The 15,939-nt window shown below is 44.7% G+C and carries 21 protein-coding genes; 20 read left to right on the forward strand and 1 reads right to left on the reverse strand.

Going from position 1 to position 15,939, the window contains the following annotated elements:
• Positions 1 to 893 precede the first annotated feature (893 nt).
• The 6 genes from SYN8016DRAFT_RS03695 (at position 894) to SYN8016DRAFT_RS03720 (ending at position 3,510) form a co-directional block, all read left to right on the forward strand.
• Positions 894 to 1,376, forward strand: coding sequence for a DUF4262 domain-containing protein (locus SYN8016DRAFT_RS03695; protein WP_006852915.1), 483 nt, complete (start codon positions 894 to 896; stop codon positions 1,374 to 1,376).
• Positions 1,377 to 1,431: 55 nt separating this feature from the next.
• Complete coding sequence (locus SYN8016DRAFT_RS03700) at positions 1,432 to 1,656, forward strand: hypothetical protein (RefSeq protein WP_006852916.1); 225 nt, start codon at positions 1,432 to 1,434, stop codon at positions 1,654 to 1,656.
• A 229-nt stretch (positions 1,657 to 1,885) separates the two neighbouring features.
• The gene (locus SYN8016DRAFT_RS03710; RefSeq protein ID WP_141561343.1) at positions 1,886 to 2,239 is read left to right on the forward strand and encodes a hypothetical protein; all 354 of its coding nucleotides are present in this window, start codon (positions 1,886 to 1,888) and stop codon (positions 2,237 to 2,239) included.
• Between the two features lie 61 nt (positions 2,240 to 2,300).
• Positions 2,301 to 2,453 (forward strand): hypothetical protein, encoded by a 153-nt coding sequence (locus SYN8016DRAFT_RS15270; protein WP_006852919.1) that lies wholly within the window; start codon positions 2,301 to 2,303, stop codon positions 2,451 to 2,453.
• A gap of 78 nt (positions 2,454 to 2,531) precedes the next feature.
• Complete coding sequence (locus tag SYN8016DRAFT_RS03715) at positions 2,532 to 2,939, forward strand: hypothetical protein (protein ID WP_216725570.1); 408 nt, start codon at positions 2,532 to 2,534, stop codon at positions 2,937 to 2,939.
• Positions 2,940 to 3,012: 73 nt separating this feature from the next.
• Positions 3,013 to 3,510: a hypothetical protein gene (locus SYN8016DRAFT_RS03720; protein WP_006852921.1), complete on the forward strand. Its 498-nt coding sequence runs from the start codon at positions 3,013 to 3,015 to the stop codon at positions 3,508 to 3,510.
• On the opposite strand, the gene SYN8016DRAFT_RS14885 is transcribed toward SYN8016DRAFT_RS03720, so the two are convergent.
• On the reverse strand, positions 3,511 to 3,828 hold the full coding sequence (locus tag SYN8016DRAFT_RS14885) for a hypothetical protein (protein WP_159098295.1): 318 nt from the start codon (positions 3,826 to 3,828) through the stop codon (positions 3,511 to 3,513). It abuts the gene before it with no gap.
• Between the two features lie 285 nt (positions 3,829 to 4,113).
• Here SYN8016DRAFT_RS14885 and SYN8016DRAFT_RS03725 point away from each other — a divergent pair, with 285 nt between their 5' ends.
• The 14 genes from SYN8016DRAFT_RS03725 (at position 4,114) to SYN8016DRAFT_RS14395 (ending at position 15,921) form a co-directional block, all read left to right on the forward strand.
• Positions 4,114 to 4,491, forward strand: a complete 378-nt coding sequence (locus tag SYN8016DRAFT_RS03725) for a hypothetical protein (RefSeq protein ID WP_141561345.1) — start codon at positions 4,114 to 4,116, stop codon at positions 4,489 to 4,491.
• A 64-nt stretch (positions 4,492 to 4,555) separates the two neighbouring features.
• On the forward strand, positions 4,556 to 5,215 hold the full coding sequence (locus tag SYN8016DRAFT_RS03730) for a hypothetical protein (RefSeq protein ID WP_006852924.1): 660 nt from the start codon (positions 4,556 to 4,558) through the stop codon (positions 5,213 to 5,215).
• A 373-nt stretch (positions 5,216 to 5,588) separates the two neighbouring features.
• On the forward strand, positions 5,589 to 6,089 hold the full coding sequence (locus SYN8016DRAFT_RS03740; RefSeq protein WP_006852925.1) for a DUF4262 domain-containing protein: 501 nt from the start codon (positions 5,589 to 5,591) through the stop codon (positions 6,087 to 6,089).
• A 337-nt stretch (positions 6,090 to 6,426) separates the two neighbouring features.
• Entirely contained in the window at positions 6,427 to 6,840 is a 414-nt protein-coding gene (locus SYN8016DRAFT_RS03745; RefSeq protein WP_141561346.1) for a hypothetical protein, read from the forward strand.
• Between the two features lie 175 nt (positions 6,841 to 7,015).
• Positions 7,016 to 7,417: a hypothetical protein gene (locus SYN8016DRAFT_RS03750; protein WP_006852928.1), complete on the forward strand. Its 402-nt coding sequence runs from the start codon at positions 7,016 to 7,018 to the stop codon at positions 7,415 to 7,417.
• An 836-nt stretch (positions 7,418 to 8,253) separates the two neighbouring features.
• Positions 8,254 to 8,739, forward strand: coding sequence for a hypothetical protein (locus SYN8016DRAFT_RS03755; RefSeq protein WP_006852929.1), 486 nt, complete (start codon positions 8,254 to 8,256; stop codon positions 8,737 to 8,739).
• A gap of 761 nt (positions 8,740 to 9,500) precedes the next feature.
• Positions 9,501 to 9,761 carry a hypothetical protein gene (locus tag SYN8016DRAFT_RS03760; protein WP_006852931.1) on the forward strand — a complete coding sequence of 87 codons (261 nt, stop codon included), beginning with the start codon at positions 9,501 to 9,503 and terminating at the stop codon, positions 9,759 to 9,761.
• Positions 9,762 to 9,962: 201 nt separating this feature from the next.
• Complete coding sequence (locus tag SYN8016DRAFT_RS03765; RefSeq protein WP_141561347.1) at positions 9,963 to 10,709, forward strand: hypothetical protein; 747 nt, start codon at positions 9,963 to 9,965, stop codon at positions 10,707 to 10,709.
• Positions 10,710 to 11,291: 582 nt separating this feature from the next.
• On the forward strand, positions 11,292 to 11,486 hold the full coding sequence (locus tag SYN8016DRAFT_RS16010) for a DUF4236 domain-containing protein (protein WP_006852935.1): 195 nt from the start codon (positions 11,292 to 11,294) through the stop codon (positions 11,484 to 11,486).
• A gap of 73 nt (positions 11,487 to 11,559) precedes the next feature.
• Positions 11,560 to 12,288: a hypothetical protein gene (locus tag SYN8016DRAFT_RS14890; RefSeq protein ID WP_006852936.1), complete on the forward strand. Its 729-nt coding sequence runs from the start codon at positions 11,560 to 11,562 to the stop codon at positions 12,286 to 12,288.
• 283 nt (positions 12,289 to 12,571) lie between these two features.
• Positions 12,572 to 13,177: a metallophosphoesterase family protein gene (locus SYN8016DRAFT_RS16015; protein ID WP_006852937.1), complete on the forward strand. Its 606-nt coding sequence runs from the start codon at positions 12,572 to 12,574 to the stop codon at positions 13,175 to 13,177.
• A gap of 995 nt (positions 13,178 to 14,172) precedes the next feature.
• Positions 14,173 to 14,538, forward strand: coding sequence for a hypothetical protein (locus SYN8016DRAFT_RS14895; protein ID WP_006852939.1), 366 nt, complete (start codon positions 14,173 to 14,175; stop codon positions 14,536 to 14,538).
• A 32-nt stretch (positions 14,539 to 14,570) separates the two neighbouring features.
• Complete coding sequence (locus tag SYN8016DRAFT_RS03780; protein WP_006852940.1) at positions 14,571 to 15,146, forward strand: hypothetical protein; 576 nt, start codon at positions 14,571 to 14,573, stop codon at positions 15,144 to 15,146.
• Positions 15,124 to 15,921, forward strand: coding sequence for an HNH endonuclease signature motif containing protein (locus tag SYN8016DRAFT_RS14395; protein ID WP_006852941.1), 798 nt, complete (start codon positions 15,124 to 15,126; stop codon positions 15,919 to 15,921). The genes SYN8016DRAFT_RS03780 and SYN8016DRAFT_RS14395 overlap by 23 nt, the downstream gene beginning before the upstream one ends.
• The last annotated feature ends 18 nt before the right edge of the window (positions 15,922 to 15,939 follow it).

A 15,939-nucleotide genomic window follows, 5' to 3' on the forward strand; every position in this document is an offset into this window, starting at 1 on the left:
ATCTGTTACTAATTTGCGACAGTGAGGCAAGTGATAGTTAAGCAGATTGGCGAATAGTTAAGGAAACATAAAGTCTCCTATATACCCAAAATCAGTTTTAGAAAAATTTCTATAGAGAGCTTTTTTGACGAAATAAAAAATTACGGTTATATACGGACCCCCCCTCTTTGTCACACTACCTCCCAGGAAATGTCGGACAAAAACGCCATAGGAGGTTAAAAATGGTACATCGCGCTTGGGGGGCTTAATACCCTCCGTACCCCGATGGGCGGTCAAACAAAAAAAAATAAGTAGCTATACAACTTGTGTCATTGCAATAGAAGTCAGCGTTCTTTTAGTAGCTGAAACTATTTTGTTCTCAATATATTATTTGAATTCACAGTTGAATCACAGTTGAGTTAGCAACTGTTGATCAACGCAAGTGTAATCGTTTGAGTTAGCTGTGATAACTACGAGGGTTAACAACTAATCAGATAAGAGATTCCTTTCTCATTGAGTAGCAATCTAATTGCAATCCAATCCGCAACCTGCCGGTTGCTCTTGCTCGGGGAGTTCAATGTAATCATCAAGATGAAGTCCCGTACCCGTGAAGATCAGAAGGTTCTCCACATCCGTAAGTCTATTGCTTGCCAGCAAGTGAAGTCAGTCAGCTGTGCATCACACGATGCGGCGGTTGACCCCCGTCACCTGTTGTTTATCCAAGGCAAGACCTACGCCTAATCAATGGGGACACCTGCCGGTGTCTCTTTTCTTTTGTGTTCATTACATATTCATTCATGAAAATTTTCTACATCTATCTGGCTGTATCACTCTTGCTACTACCAATTGGGTTGTGAACCATTGCCTCCTGTTGGAGGCTTTTTCTTTTGTTGTTCATTCATTATTCATTCACTATGACTACCACTAATTCTTCAGCTCCTATCACCCCATATGAGAAGGAACGCCTTGCTACTGCTAAGAAGCATGGCTTCAGCTTCTTCATGGTCCGTGGGGATGAGGAAGGTCCTGCCTTCATCTACTCCATCGGTATGTCCCAGCATGGGCTACCTGATGTGCTGATGTTCCTCGACTCCGAGTACGTCGCACCACAGATGGGGTTCCTGACGAATCTCCTCAGTCATCTGATTGAAGGCTCAAAGCTCTTCGATGCAGACGCACTTATTCGTTCCATTCATGGTTCGAAGAAGGTTGTGTCTGATCCAGAGATTGAGTACACCTTCACTGTTCTCAGTCCTTCAGATACTGACAAGGCAGTGCACGACTACATGTGCCGCTGCCACTACTTCAGGCGTGTCTTGGGTGACCCATCTGTGATGGTCATCTCCAGTGACTTCAACCCCTCCTGGAGGGATGTCACTGACAAGGCAATTGCCTGATTCATTAGCCCCCTGCCGGGGGCTTTTTTCTTTCGTGTTCAATCGAAAGATTCCAATGACTACTGTCCCTTTCTCTGCATCACTTGAAGCAGAACTTGCTCAGCGTGAGGCATGGCATAACGCATCTCGCATCCAACGGTGTGAGAACGCTCAGTCCATCATCAGGCTGGCATCCCCTCTCACTGTCCTCAAGGATGTGTGGGTCTTGTATCCATACACATCCTTTGAAGGACGCACCCACTACCGCAAGGTGAAGGAGTGCAGGGATGTTCTGATCTGATGCAGAACCTAAGGCCACCTCTCGGTGGCTTTTTTCAATCGTGTTCATCACATATTTCTAATGTCTTCCTACTTCACCTCGATCACCCTTGGCGTGGGTCTTGGCTTCATCCTCTGCGTAGCAGGGTCAAAGATGACCGAAGCCTATGCACAGGACATCTGCAAGGACCTAACTGATACACATCAGATTGTTCTTGTCGATTCATTCATGGGCTCTACCTACACCTGTGTTGATCGCAGATATCTCTGATCCACTAGCCACCTGCCGGTGGCTTTTTTCATTCGTGTTCCTCTCATATTTCTCTGATATGTCACACATTCTGTATTCCCTCAACCGCACCATCGGTGACTTCGCTGTGCGCCGCCCCGAGACATGGATCTACTCCTGTGCTCTGGTCGGTATTGCACTAGGCATCGCCATGCTTGGTGGTATCGGGTATGTCTTTGGCATGCCCTTCCACCAGTCCACTTATGGCATGTATGCCGGTCTTGCCTTCTACGCCTTCTGGTTTACCTGCAACGTAGATGCCATCAAAGAAGCATCTGATGTGCAGATCGCGAATATCAAGCGTCTACGCGGTTGATATCAATGGCCGCCAGGTATGGCGGCTTTTTCTATCTATGTCCTTCACTATCTAAATACTTATGGAACTAACCCCCTCCGACAAGCAAGAGCTTGCCTTCTGGGCAGCTGTTGCTGATGCCGAAATGACATCACCCCAGTCCAGAGCAAATGCTCAACGCGCTCGCGGTGAAGCCAAGGCTTCCGACCGCCGTAAGCGCCAAGGATTTGGCTGACCCATATAGCCACCTGACGGTGGCTTTTTCTCATCGTGTCCTCACAGGACAAATAACCACTTACACAGGAGATAACAAATGCCTTCATATAAAATATGGGGAATGAAGAAACGAATTCACATCGGAGAAATACAAGTACAGCAAATACCTACCGATGATTCATCACAAGAATCACCTGGTACCTGGACTATCCGTAGGATGTGTGTAGAAAACATGGAAGGAGAACCTCTCACCAGAGGGTTTGGCATTGCTAGTCGTTGGGATGAATCGCAACAAGAGACTTCAGACTCAATCTTTGAAGAATCCTTCAAGAAGAAAGTCGTCAATGTTGCCAAGACAGTCGCTGTTACTGCACCTGCCGCAGTCGTAGCTGTTGTTGCAACTCCAACTGTTGCTGCCCCTATGGCTGCTGTTGCGGTAGCCACTGCAGTTGTTCATACAGCACTAAATGATAACAATGTTGATCATTCATTTAACTGTCCTTAATCATTAGCCACCTGACGGTGGCTTTTTCTCATCGTGTCCTCTTAGGACAACTAACCACCTACATAGGAGCATTATGCGACTTCCAGTATTCGGTCGTTCAGACCTATTCATTCATGTCGGATCTACCAAGGTCCAATCAATACCTGACCCTAACCGTCAAGGTGAGGAGCAGTCTCGTTTCTGGAAACTCTTTCGGGTCTCACTCGAAAGTGTTGATGGCAAACATTGCTCCCCTGGGTTAGGTGTTGCTATCCCTTGTGAGCCCGGTTATCCCGAGCCTACAAAGAAGGCAGACAAGAAGGAGAAGTCTTCCGACAAGGAGACTGATACTCCTACCCCTCAAAAACCTGAGGATGTCGTCACACCCGTATCACCTACTGAGGTGATGCCTACGGAAAAGGTTGACACCCGTACACCAGAAGCAGCCGCTAAGGCTGAAGCTGCTGTAGCGGCATACGAAGCTGAGGAACGAGACTATCTCAATAGTCACATCAACGAAGATGATACTTATGAACCTGAATACGACCCTACTCTAGATATGATTGGTGTCGCATGTATGGGCTTTATGTGATCACATCGGCAATGTGTTTGGGCCTGCATCATCTGCGGGTCCACCAAACGTACTTGCCATCGCATGGGTGAGGTCAATCAGACCTGCACCAGCTGCTGTAATTCCACCTGCTTGCAGTGCTCTTGTTCCATACAAAGCAGTCTTACCTTGCCAGCTATTATCAAAACCACTACGATCTTTATGAATCAGTTCACTTACATCATCTAAGTAACCTCTTGCTCCCTCAGGAACATAATTACCCATACGTCCATATGTATTCCGAGCAAATTCCTGCACTCGGTCATCCATACGATTAAGACCACCACCGAGGTCATTCATCAACTCTCTCAACCGGTGTGCGCCAGGATTAGCCATAACATTTCTACACTTGTTACCCCTATTGTATGTAATGTCAGACAGCTCTGATTTACAGACCAGGGTGTAACGCTTTTGCAGATAAAAGACATGCTTTATTGACTACCACGGTAGTCGTGATCCACAGTGCGCCAGGTGCCATCCTCCGCTCAATTCGTTGGGCGTCGCTACCGCATATTTATATGCCTCCCCGCTCATGTTTTTCATGGGCGTAACTATGGCCGCCAGGTATGGCGGCTTTTTTAGTTCGTGCTCTCACAGAGCAATATCCCTATCCCCAGAACATCACTGGGCTACCTCTACATGCCACAACAAGTCGCATCTCAGATTGACAACCAAATCATTGCTCCTGCTGTTTGGGTCTTCAGCCTACATTCCAAAGATGCACCTAATCCAGACAAAGCTGGAGTAGTCGGGCATATCGAAATAACTGATCGTAAAACATTAAGCGATCTAGCTGATACTTTTTACTTTGAAGTATTTAAAGATTACAATGCTTCTGAAGGAAGAATCACTTGTTCGACCAATACCTCCCTTGTCCTGTATTTCCATGAAGACCATCCCAAAATGATGATGGTTCTTCCTAAAGGAACGCGCAAGCACAAATCTAAGAAAGGCTTTGCCTGATGCCACACAAGGGACACCTGCCGGTGTCTCTTTTTAATTGTGTACAACATATAACTCACTACTCATGGATAACATCCCCTTCGATCAATACGATCGCTCACAACTTGCTGAATTCCTTGGTGAATCAGCTTGTTTCATGGGCACCGTAGTCAATATCAAGTCACCTACCCCAGACAAGAAATTCGCATGCCTGCGTAATGTCCGTATCACACATCGTGATGATTCGGTTCGCTTTATTGACCGCCCATACGTCACATGTGACCACATCTGGATCGATATCTCCTGTATTGATGCATTCAAGACACGTATCACTGATACGGTCGTAGGGATGTGTACCGTTTACGAATATTCTCGTAAAGACGGCACTAAATCCTTCTGCCTACGCTTCAAAGAGCAAGGCATGACAGATGGCACTCTCCTGAAGAAGTTCTTCGAGCAAATCGGAGAAATTCGAAAGGTATCTGAAATGATCACCCTCGATCAGCAACACAATCTGATCAATACACTCATCGAGAAGACAGAGGAAATCGCTATGAGCGGCAACATCTGTTTCTTCGATGAAACACAGGCTTCATTCCTGAAGACGATACAGAAGTATCGCGGTCGCATTAAGCAGGCTGCCGGAGTAATCCTCCCCTGCAATCGTGCAGGCAGGCGCTTCCGTCGCGAACAAGGCGTTACTCGTCATCGCATACAGCAGCCTAAAGCTCACGGCTTTGGCTAATCCAATAGCCACCTACCGGTGGCTTTTTCAATCGATGTAATCATCAAATTTCTAATTACTATGCTTCACATCTATTGGACTGAGATCGCTTGCTACATCAAGTATGTCAAGGGTACTCAACGCAGACAGATCCGAGACAGATTCCGCATCTACGTCAACGCAAAGGGTTGCGTAAAAGGTAAGTCTGAAAGGACTGGCAAGGAGTTTAACTTCACATCATTAGAAGATCTACACTCTAAGATTTCATCGCTTACTAAAATCCAATACAGATTAGAGAGCGGTGCAATACCTACTCGTGTAACAAGCATCTGAAACAGCCTAAGAAGGACACCTGCCGGTGTCTTTTTTAAATCGTGTCCTACACATAATTCACATGACAACCACCTCCTCCTCCTTCCCTTCTGCGATCGAGGCTTACGAGATACAGAAGACCGGTGTAGCAAAGAACCACGGTTTCGCCTTATTCCCGATTCGTGGAGATGAGACCCATCCCGGTTTCATTTACACAGTCGGTATGGCTCAGCACGGTCTGCCAGAGCTCCTCGTGTTTTTCACAGAGGGGATGGCTCCTGGTACCAACAATATGGTGATCCAGGTAGCTCAGCACCTGATTACAGGTTCGAAGCGATTCGAGATCGCTCCCCTACTTCGCTCATTCATCAGAGCAGGTATCACGGTTAGTGATCCAACGATTCACTATCACCCTGAATTTCTCAGAGGTGATGACCTGAAGTATGCCTACCAGGCATATGTCACCAGAGCGATGCGTCTCCGTCAGGAGCTCGGCATGCCTAAAGGAGTATTAGTACTCAATCATGCTGATGTTCCCAGCATCCAGCAGCAGCGTGCCATGGCAATGCTGTCTGCTAGCTGAGTGAAGAGGCCACCTATCGGTGGCTCTTTCAAAGGGTGTCCCAGTCATGGGATGTCCTTTGCATATAAACCAATGCGTTCTATCTATAACGACAACAACGATTCCTGCTCCACTGATCTTTATACATACGGTGATTTCACCGGCATGCGTAAATGTTATCAGGAGCTAGGACTAGATGTGCCAACTGATGATGACTACTACTCATCAGATAATGACACTGCAATCGATGTAGTCGAAATCTTCTGATCGTAATCACCAGCCACCTGTCGGTGGCTTTTTTCATTCGTGTCCTCTCGTAGGACGTTCTCTCGTATCCAGCATGTACTGGATTCACTTCATGGCTACTGCCAATACCGCTACAACCCTGTCCAACACTGCTGTCTCCACTGAGAAGCCGCTTCCCAAAAACTACGCAGGATTTAATTCCTTGACACTGGAGGGACGAATTTTCAATGCGGAACTCGTCACCCGTGACGGTCAAGAATTCCTGTCTGTGTCTGTCATCCAAAATCTTCAGGATGACGACATGGGATGTGAATTCTGTTTCACAAACAGCAATGGCCTGATGTCACTTTACAAAAAGGGATATCTGCCTGCTGGCCGTCGCTGCCACGTTGTCGGGCACGTCAAAGAAGTCACCTCGACATGGACTGATAAGGCGACTGGTGAGGTGAAACTCCTCAAAAGACCTCGCGTCCGTATGGACCAGGTGACAGTCACAGTCGGAGCTATGCCTGCGGCTAAGAACTGATCACGGTGGCAGCATCCTCGGATGTGTAAGTCCACCCTTGCCCAACATTGGGCGTGATCCTTATCCCTTTTTGAAGTGGCCCATCACATGCTCACGTCAGTGGGCGAAATCACAAGAGGCCACCTACTCGGTGGCTCTCTTTTTCACTTGTATCCCATATACGTAACTACTTTTTATGACTACCTCCCGCCCCGAGGATTTTCCTGCCTCGATTTCAATCGAACAGCTACAACAGCTGCATAAATCCGCAACAACAGAAGCATCTGCACAGTCAGAGGGTTCTGAAGACTATCAAGAACGAATCGAACGGGTATCTGCTGAGATTATCGAAGCGATGAGTGAGAAGTTCGATGATCACATGATTCCAAAACTGGTTATCCTCCGTCTCATCAATCAGATGATGGGATGGGCTCTGAGTAATCAAGATCTCGCTGCCAAGCACGAAGATTTAAATAATCTCGCTTCATTCGCCTCCATGGCTGCACAATTATCGGCATCGTCCGTAGCTGTGCAAAATATTTACATGGGCGAGGAAGACTTTACCCATCCTCACAACATCGAGAAGCAATCTGACTAGATCCTGCTTGATATACAGATGATCACCCCCATATGTCCTTAATTATGAGAATGATTATCATTCTTACTGGACATGTCTAGGGATCATCCACTGATATCTACTGATATCCCCCGATCATTTACTGATCACCCCCGATGTCTAGAAATATGGGCGAATATGCCTATATTTTCTACGACTCATTCCTCTATCTAAAAATATGGAGTAAATACAGCTGTAAATTCTACTGTCTGACTCTATATATTCCGATAGATTACTTAATAATAGCTTAACACTCCTATTATTCGCCTACATTTGCGTAAATCCGCAGTATTACTAGGGTTTATCTCCCGATATCTACGGAAATTAGGCACATCCTGGTAGTGAAATCGTCAATCCACTACATTGACACCCAGATATCTAATAATTCAGTAGTGATAATGATTCTCATTCCTATATGAGTACAATATCGCACTGATTTATACCTATATCTATTACATCTACCTCCTATCTCTAGCTTTGATTCCTATCAATAGCCACACCCCCCTAGTTAACACAGTCGCATCAGCGTCTGCAGTTACTTGCGTTTCTCGGTCGTAGACCTGGACGCAATACTAATGCTCTTACATTTACTGAATACCTTTCAGAAAACTTTGGAGAGTGTTCGTTAACTGGAGCATACCCACCGTTCATAGTGAATTATTTTCTACAAAGTGAGAATCATTCTCATAAATGAACTCATTATGGCCGCGAGGTGTCGCGGCTTTTGGTCTTAGTGGCGTCAGGTTTGCCTGTATAAGCCCACATAAAGCTCAAGCTTGAGCGTAATAACAAAACAACCCCTACCCATACAAAATCCTATGTCTATTCAATCAATAACAGAAGCAATTCAGACCGAATGGGATCGTCAATTCGCTGAAGTTTGGCCTCAAGAAGCTAAAGATGCTCAAGCCTTCAAGAATGACTGCCCTCCCGACAGCGACGCTGAAGAGTATCAAGACATCATCTTCACTCACATGATGCGTGAACTCAATGAGTATCGCGAAGACCGCTATGAAGAAGATAACCTCGACGACTTGGAAACACAGCTTTCAGTCGAAGCACAGATTTATTACATCTGGTGGTCGATGCTTAATTTGGATCGAGAATCAATCGAATTCAAGATCTCACAGCACGGCAACATCCGTTCCTGCTGGAAAGAAAGCATGTCCTACTACGCAACTTCACTTCGTGGCAACGGACTACTAGCAGCTGCTGATGCTCTTGACGCTAAAGTTCAAGCCCTCGAATCGCCCATCTCGGTGATGCAGTGGGTCACAAACATTGTGGAGCAAAACAGTAACTAAATGCTGACTTAAGGTGTCTTATGACGTAAGACAGGGCAAATCCCTTGCAGCGCAATGTGTCTCAAGGATTTGTCTTACCTGTCACAGAAACTCCCTATATATACCTTTTTTAAATAGGGTTTTCCACAGGTCTCTTCTACTTTTTATATTGCATATGTTTTTGAGATCAAAGACATAAGACAGAAGGGTATATAAACAGTGAAATGCATTGCCCTGCAGTGGTTTTCAGCTGTCTTAGGACAAAAAATCGTGCTAAGTCACCCTTCCCAAAACCCTTGGTATGACTAGAACTGCTGTCTTATCACTGCTTTTTTTCGAACCTCGTCGTAAGACACTTTTTGTATCACTATGTACTCAAGTAGAGCGAAGTGTCTTATCACGACGATTTTGATAAGTCAGACGTAAGACAAAACACAAATAAACAACAATCCAAATTACAAACAAAATGACAACTCAATCAGAAAAAAGAAATCAACGCATTGTTGCAATCACCCGTGACCAACAAATGCTTGACGGAACAGCTGCTCAAATAGCTGAAATAATCAAACATCCATCACATGTTATTCATCGTGTATGCCAAGGCAACCGGCAAACCGTAGGTGGCTGGACTTGCAGGTATCTCAATGACATCGAGAACGACTCCGACGTCTATAACTATATGGTCGAATATTTCGACTCTGCCTCAAAGCCTGTTCACACATAAGGGTGTAATGCTTTTGCAAATAAAAGACATGCTTTAGTAGACCATACTGTTCAAACACATGACTGACATCCCAGACAAGATTGACTTCGGACAGCTTCAACAATACGCAGAGACTGCCACATCTGGTATCTCTGCAGTAGATGCCGAAGAACTCATCTCATTATGCGATACATACATCGAGAATCTTGACGACATGATCGAAAAGATCGATGCCTGTATGACATCCACCATCACCCCTGAGAGATGGCAGTACTTTGTCACTGCACGTAAGTCTCTCAAAATAGCTCGCCGTAACTTTAGAGCTGCCACACGCAGATAATCAGCTACACCTGTCCGTTTATCGGACGTGATCCTACCTTGAGCCAGGCGATCTCTGTGGCTTCATCACTGATGTATAAGTCCACAACTTGTCCCATTCGTGGGACGTAATTACACATTAGGAATCACTATGGCCGCCAGGGATGGCGGCTTTTTTAATAAGTGTCCTCAGGACCAGTAAACAAACTATCTATACAGTCAAATGACTACAAATACTACACAATCAAAATCACATAATGTTCCTACTCGTATTACACGTGGACGGCAACAGTTAATTAGACATCCGCTTTGCCAAAAAGGTTCTGATCGCACAATTATGTCCGGTCACATCGGACAACTTGTAATGATGAAAGGCCGAATTGACAAATTCTTCAAACAAGAAAACGGAAAATTTACAATTCTGTTCACTGAGATTGATGTTGTCCTTTGGGACGAAAGAAACCTACCTAAACCACAGCAGACGTTAATGCCAATTGATCATCTATGGCAGACAGACATTACTATCAGTGACAGACAATTTGCTTTAGCTGTAGGGGATTTGTGGGGTGGAGTGGGTCATATATACCCATACACACGTACAAATCAAGAGCGCTCTTACAACGTCGTCACTACACCATCAATCACAGCATCTCGATACATCAGTACGTCTTTAATGCAAATGTTCAACGCAATCATAAATTGTGAGAATACAAAATCTGATTATGCAACGATGGTCCACGCAATGGATCGTATACGTACGAACTGCCTTGCAGGATCATTCAATACCCCCCAAGGGAATAAAACGCTAATCAATCCCATATTTCATACAAAAAATGAGTTAAATACAATACTGAATCAGATTGAACGCAAGGTGCATCACTTTGTAAAAAGTGGAAACTTGCAAAGCCTAAGTAAATATATTGACCAAATTGCGTTTCATATGGAACGCGGATACCTCTTCTTCCAATAGTTAAATATGATTGGCATCGATTTAATCGTGTAAGTCCAGTCCTGTCCGTATATCGGACGTGATCCTGCGGATATTTGTTCTTCCAATAGTCAAATATACTTGGCATCGATTTAATCGTGTAAGTCCACTACCTGTCCCATTCGTGGGACGTGATCCCGATGATCGCCGAAGCGGCTCTACCTGCTCAGTTCGCTGGGCGTAACCCAATGGCCCCCTGTCGGGGGCTTTTTTAGTTCGTGTCCTAGTTCATAGGACAAACACCCTCTGATTTCTAATCAGAAGACTCTCCACTCATATAGGTAACTTTATGTCTATCAAAAAAGCAAAGCGCCATGGCGCCCATCGTTCATCAATCGTGCGTCCTCGTACTCGCAGAGGAACTGCACTTACACACCGTGAAGAGGTGGAACTGCGGTATCAGCGATATCTAGACCGTCAGTCTGCCGTTGGGACTACACCAGTCATCACTCATACAGTATCTGTAGGAGATGGTTCTCCAGGACAGACATATATCAGTCGTCCCGTACAACGATAAAAACATAGCCCTTCGGGGCTTATCAATATTAACTTGCTAAATTACAAATGAAATTCCAGAAAAGAAATAACTTTTTAAATGGTCTACTAAGGATCAATACTTCAGGATCTGGAGTATCAGCATCCATAGGAGTGCCTGGGTTCCGTGTCAATATTCCACTCCTTGGTAAAGCCAAAACACCTGGAGTGACAGTAGGAATCCCAGGAAGTGGGATATCACATCATCAGAAACTAGGTGAATAAGTGAATTGACTTAACTATCTACCATAGGTGTATCTGCTTAAGCAGACACCTATATCTATTTATCTACTTATCTATGATTAGAAAAATCAAGCTGCGATCACTCGCTGCTAAAACTCTGCTGGCTAGCTATTGCTCGTTAACTGCAGGTATCAACCTCGGTGCCATTACACATGCTGCACCACTAACAATGCAAGAAGCTTTAGACAGCTTCAACCAATCACCACAACCAGAACCTGAAGACATCCCTGTCCCAGTAGTTCATGCTCCTACACAAGCACTGCTTGAAACTATTGCCTACGCAGAAGGAACGTGGGATGAGAAAACTCAATCGATAAATTATTCGATGCGGTTTGCCGATAGAGCTGGGCAAGGCACTCTTGATACAGATCATCCCCACCCCCGACAAATTCGAGGCAGCCGTTACGGCAGTGGTTATCGATCAGACGCCTCTGGTGCCTATCAGTTTTTATCTACTACGTGGATAGGACTGCATAACGGAACCAACCAAGTCATGTCTCCTGAAAATCAGGACAGTGCAGCACTGAAACTCGTTCGTGCCACTGGTTATGACGTCAACCGTCCATTCAGGCATCAAGCTCATCGGCTTGCAAGCACGTGGGCTTCATTCCCTACCCGTAATGGTTGGAGTTTCTACGGACAACCTAGTAAGGGACTGCATCTCCTGGATTCGTTCTTTCAGAAACGGATGGCTGTTCATCAGACATACGCAAAGCTCCCTATAGATGAACCCAGGTCGTACTGCTACCTCGAAGAGAAGCGATTAGTTACAGCGTTCGCGTAAACCATTCCCCCATTTGGGGATACAGAATCACCCATTTAGGGGATGTGAAATCCCAACATTTGCAAGATATTAAAGGTATCGAAAAGAGGTCACCAAATGAACCACAACACTGCTGACAAAACCCCCCTTGGTCACATTGCAACCGCATTGACCACGGCTCTCATCTGTTTGGTGATTGCCCTCTAAAGATTACATCCAACAACCAATGATCGAGATGACGAAGACTAATCAATAGGCCACCTCTCGGTGGCTATTTCAATTGGTGCAATCAAATAAGTAATAAATGACAACACTAGTAATTGCAGACGTACATGGCTGCTATAACCCTCTAGATAAAATACTTAGAACCTACTCACATCAAGGGCACGATCTAATCTTCTTAGGCGACTACATTGATAGAAGTCCTGAAGAAGATGGAGACCTCCGTGTCCTCAATCGAGTACGTGCTCTTACTGAAGAACCCCTATCCCATGGATATCGCTCATGTGTTGCCTTACTCGGTAACCATGAGCAGATGTTCATTGAATCATTAGAAGACGATGACTATGAACTATGGGAATACAACGGCGGTAACGCAGAAGTAATCCCAGATCTCAAGGGTCATCTCAACTGGATGCACTCACTACCTCGATATGAGCAACGGGGTGAATACCTCTTTGTTCATGCTGGTGTTAGGCCAGGTGTGTCACTAGAAGATCAAGATTCTCAAGACCTGATCTGGATACGCAAACCTTTCCTTACTTGTAAGGATCATGGACTTCCTTGGACCGTTGTCCACGGCCATACGGTCACTAAATCGCAAAAGGTAGAACACCACCCCGGCCGCATTGCTATGGACTGTGGGAGCTTCTTTAGTGGCAAGATCGGCCATGCAGTATTCGACTGTTAATAACAAGGCCACCTGCCGGTGGCTTTTTCAATTCGTGTCCACAGTCATTTATATATTCACATGACATCATCAACATTCCAAGTCATCGGTCACTACCGAGGAGATCACAAAAACACTGTGACCTTTTCACTGAGTGCTTGCAATCAGAACCAGGTCTACTCGTTCGTTCGAGGATTTATTCCCTCGTTCGTGATCACTATTCTCCGCCCATCCACACAGAAAGAAGAGACTCATTATGACTTTTCAACAGTCAACCCAGTTATCTCAGCACGCTTCCACCGCGAGAACATTCGTAGCTGTGGCGTAGCTGTCAGATCCATGGCACGTAGCGGTCGTAGACCTCATCGTGTAATTGCCTGATCCTTGGGCATTCAGCAGAGCTGATGTAAGCCCCAACACATATACATCTACATATCAATATCAAAATGACCCAAGTACAGATTCAGTTCTTACAATCGGAAAAAAAACGTGCGACACGTGCTGCTAAAGAGCAAGCTCGTGATCGCCATCACTTAAACACCTACATCAACATAATTCAATGACACAAACAGCATTACAAACTTGTACTTACTGGAAGCTATCCGATGAGGATCGCAAGAAAGTCAATGCCTCAGCTCCAGATCTAGATGCTTGGGATTTTCACATCACACGCAACGAGATGGGCTTATGGCAATTCGATCTGCCACAGTACAAAACATATGGAGAGCTACTTCTAAACGGAACGGAGCTAATCATCGACCATTTCTACACAGAGATGTCCGATTGTTTGCCTGACGAATGGAGCGCAATGTCCATGACAGTAAGTCGCATCCCACTACGACACGAGACAACAAGTCTCACGTTCCTAGAAGCTGATCCATTAGATCCCTCCGCATCGTTCTACACAGACGACAAAACCGGCATGAAGCTTTGGCTATGCGGGTTCTTAACCGGAGTTCTATGGAACCCTGCTCCAGAAAAACTCTACGTAAACCTTACTCTCGTTTCCTAAACCTATGATTATTATTCAACAAGATCAACTCAATCAAAACATTAAACACATAACTACCGCTAGTGTTGATGATTATGCAAACGCTATCCGTAGCGTCGCTAACTTCATCGGCACAGTGGTGGCATTTACTTTGACAGTGATAGCAATTACAAAGGCTGCTTATAAACATCCATTAGCTGCATTAGATCAATGGACAAAGCCTGCTTCTGAAGCAGTCGCTGCACCAGTCAAAGAACGCCCAACAAAGTCTGTTCCAAGACCTCGTCCTGCTGCCCCTGCAGTTAACGAGTTATCTGAAAAACCAGCTCCTGCTGTTACTCCTAAACGTGTATCCCGTGCACGTAAGAAAAGGACACTAGTAACTGCCTAAGTATTTACAATAGTTAGATACGGAATAGAAAGATGTTATCTCAAGACTTCGCTTCAGCTTTAGGCCAGATACGCAACGAATTGGCTGGTCTCGTAAAAGAGAATCAGCTATTGCATAAGCGTATCGATGATCTCACGAAACAAGTAGAGCAGTCTGATGAACGCATCTTCAAGCAACAAAGCAAACGCATCCGTCAAGCTGCTGCTGCTAACGACTTCGACTCACTCGAAGCTCTCAACAGTGGAGCTATCTCCCCAGTAGATGCAGAATTAATCAGGCTGGCAATGCCAGTTGAAACTATTCAACCAATTGCAGCTGCTACACCAAACAATGCCTTGGTATTAAACATGATTACAGCGGCTCGTGAAGGACGCTTTGCCCCTCCTCTCCAACAGCGTTCAGTGCCTGATACACGAAACATCGAGCGTGTTCACTTACAACTTAAAGCCAATGCTGCCGCAATGGCACAACAAGCTCAGATACAACGTGATAACCAACAACGTTTAGATGCAATTAAACAAGCTGAATACAAAAAACAAAACAATGCTTTAGTGCAACGGTCACCTCTATGGGGAATGGATAGTGATGGGAAAATTATTGACTATTAAATTAAACACTGAAAACAAAATGATAAAACATAAACCTATTCCGAAGGATATATCAAACTATTTAAGTATCAACCCTGACACAGGAGAAATCTTACGAATCGCTTATTCAGGTTCAAATAGAACTTGTGAAATAGAGCTTGGAACTAGAGCAGGGTATATTGACTCAAGTGGATATCGAAAACTATCTTTTAATGGAAAAGAATATCTAGAGCACAGAGTCGCATGGTATCTATATTATGAAGAAGATCCAGGAGACCTAACAGTCGATCATATTGACAGAAACCCTACAAACAATAAGAAAAATAATCTTCGATTGACCCTACAAAAAGGACAAGCTCAGAATAGAGCAGCATTAGGATATAGCTATTCCTCAAAACACAATTTATTTATAGCTCACTTAAAAGTAAATAGCAAATCAAAAAATCTTGGGCATTATGATTGTCCATTACTAGCCAGACTAGCCTATGAGAGCGAAGCGAAGAAGCATCACGGAGACTTTTTCTGCAGTGATCTACCAGATAATATTATTGGTAGACCAAAAGGTGTTGAAGCTAATGGGCCGCATGGGTCTAAGCATTTAGGCTATACCAAAGCAGGCAATAGATTTCGAGTAATCGTTACTTTAAAAGGAAAAAGAATTACACAAACTCATCACTGTCCACTACTTGCACGTTATGGGTATATTGATTCATTGCTAACGCTAGGGCAGGCATTCAAACCATCCTTCATCCCTAAAGTAGAAATTATTGGCAAAGATATGTCAGACAATTGCTAGAATGAAATAACTTAGACG

Source organism: Synechococcus sp. WH 8016 (assembly GCF_000230675.1).
GTDB lineage: Bacteria > Cyanobacteriota > Cyanobacteriia > PCC-6307 > Cyanobiaceae > Synechococcus_C.

What these genes read in the sequence shown, in the direction of transcription:
- SYN8016DRAFT_RS03695 (WP_006852915.1), top strand. Translation starts at nt 894, where the DNA reads ATGACTACCACTAATTCTTCAGCTCCTATCACCCCATATGAGAAGGAA.
- SYN8016DRAFT_RS03700 (WP_006852916.1), top strand. Translation starts at nt 1,432, where the DNA reads ATGACTACTGTCCCTTTCTCTGCATCACTTGAAGCAGAACTTGCTCAG.
- SYN8016DRAFT_RS15270 (WP_006852919.1), top strand. Translation starts at nt 2,301, where the DNA reads ATGGAACTAACCCCCTCCGACAAGCAAGAGCTTGCCTTCTGGGCAGCT.
- SYN8016DRAFT_RS03715 (WP_216725570.1), top strand. Translation starts at nt 2,532, where the DNA reads ATGCCTTCATATAAAATATGGGGAATGAAGAAACGAATTCACATCGGA.
- SYN8016DRAFT_RS03720 (WP_006852921.1), top strand. Translation starts at nt 3,013, where the DNA reads ATGCGACTTCCAGTATTCGGTCGTTCAGACCTATTCATTCATGTCGGA.
- SYN8016DRAFT_RS14885 (WP_159098295.1), bottom strand. Translation starts at nt 3,828, where the DNA reads ATGAATGACCTCGGTGGTGGTCTTAATCGTATGGATGACCGAGTGCAG.
- SYN8016DRAFT_RS03730 (WP_006852924.1), top strand. Translation starts at nt 4,556, where the DNA reads ATGGATAACATCCCCTTCGATCAATACGATCGCTCACAACTTGCTGAA.
- SYN8016DRAFT_RS03740 (WP_006852925.1), top strand. Translation starts at nt 5,589, where the DNA reads ATGACAACCACCTCCTCCTCCTTCCCTTCTGCGATCGAGGCTTACGAG.
- SYN8016DRAFT_RS03745 (WP_141561346.1), top strand. Translation starts at nt 6,427, where the DNA reads ATGGCTACTGCCAATACCGCTACAACCCTGTCCAACACTGCTGTCTCC.
- SYN8016DRAFT_RS03750 (WP_006852928.1), top strand. Translation starts at nt 7,016, where the DNA reads ATGACTACCTCCCGCCCCGAGGATTTTCCTGCCTCGATTTCAATCGAA.
- SYN8016DRAFT_RS03755 (WP_006852929.1), top strand. Translation starts at nt 8,254, where the DNA reads ATGTCTATTCAATCAATAACAGAAGCAATTCAGACCGAATGGGATCGT.
- SYN8016DRAFT_RS03760 (WP_006852931.1), top strand. Translation starts at nt 9,501, where the DNA reads ATGACTGACATCCCAGACAAGATTGACTTCGGACAGCTTCAACAATAC.
- SYN8016DRAFT_RS03765 (WP_141561347.1), top strand. Translation starts at nt 9,963, where the DNA reads ATGACTACAAATACTACACAATCAAAATCACATAATGTTCCTACTCGT.
- SYN8016DRAFT_RS16010 (WP_006852935.1), top strand. Translation starts at nt 11,292, where the DNA reads ATGAAATTCCAGAAAAGAAATAACTTTTTAAATGGTCTACTAAGGATC.
- SYN8016DRAFT_RS14890 (WP_006852936.1), top strand. Translation starts at nt 11,560, where the DNA reads ATGATTAGAAAAATCAAGCTGCGATCACTCGCTGCTAAAACTCTGCTG.
- SYN8016DRAFT_RS16015 (WP_006852937.1), top strand. Translation starts at nt 12,572, where the DNA reads ATGACAACACTAGTAATTGCAGACGTACATGGCTGCTATAACCCTCTA.
- SYN8016DRAFT_RS14895 (WP_006852939.1), top strand. Translation starts at nt 14,173, where the DNA reads ATGATTATTATTCAACAAGATCAACTCAATCAAAACATTAAACACATA.
- SYN8016DRAFT_RS03780 (WP_006852940.1), top strand. Translation starts at nt 14,571, where the DNA reads ATGTTATCTCAAGACTTCGCTTCAGCTTTAGGCCAGATACGCAACGAA.
- SYN8016DRAFT_RS14395 (WP_006852941.1), top strand. Translation starts at nt 15,124, where the DNA reads ATGGGAAAATTATTGACTATTAAATTAAACACTGAAAACAAAATGATA.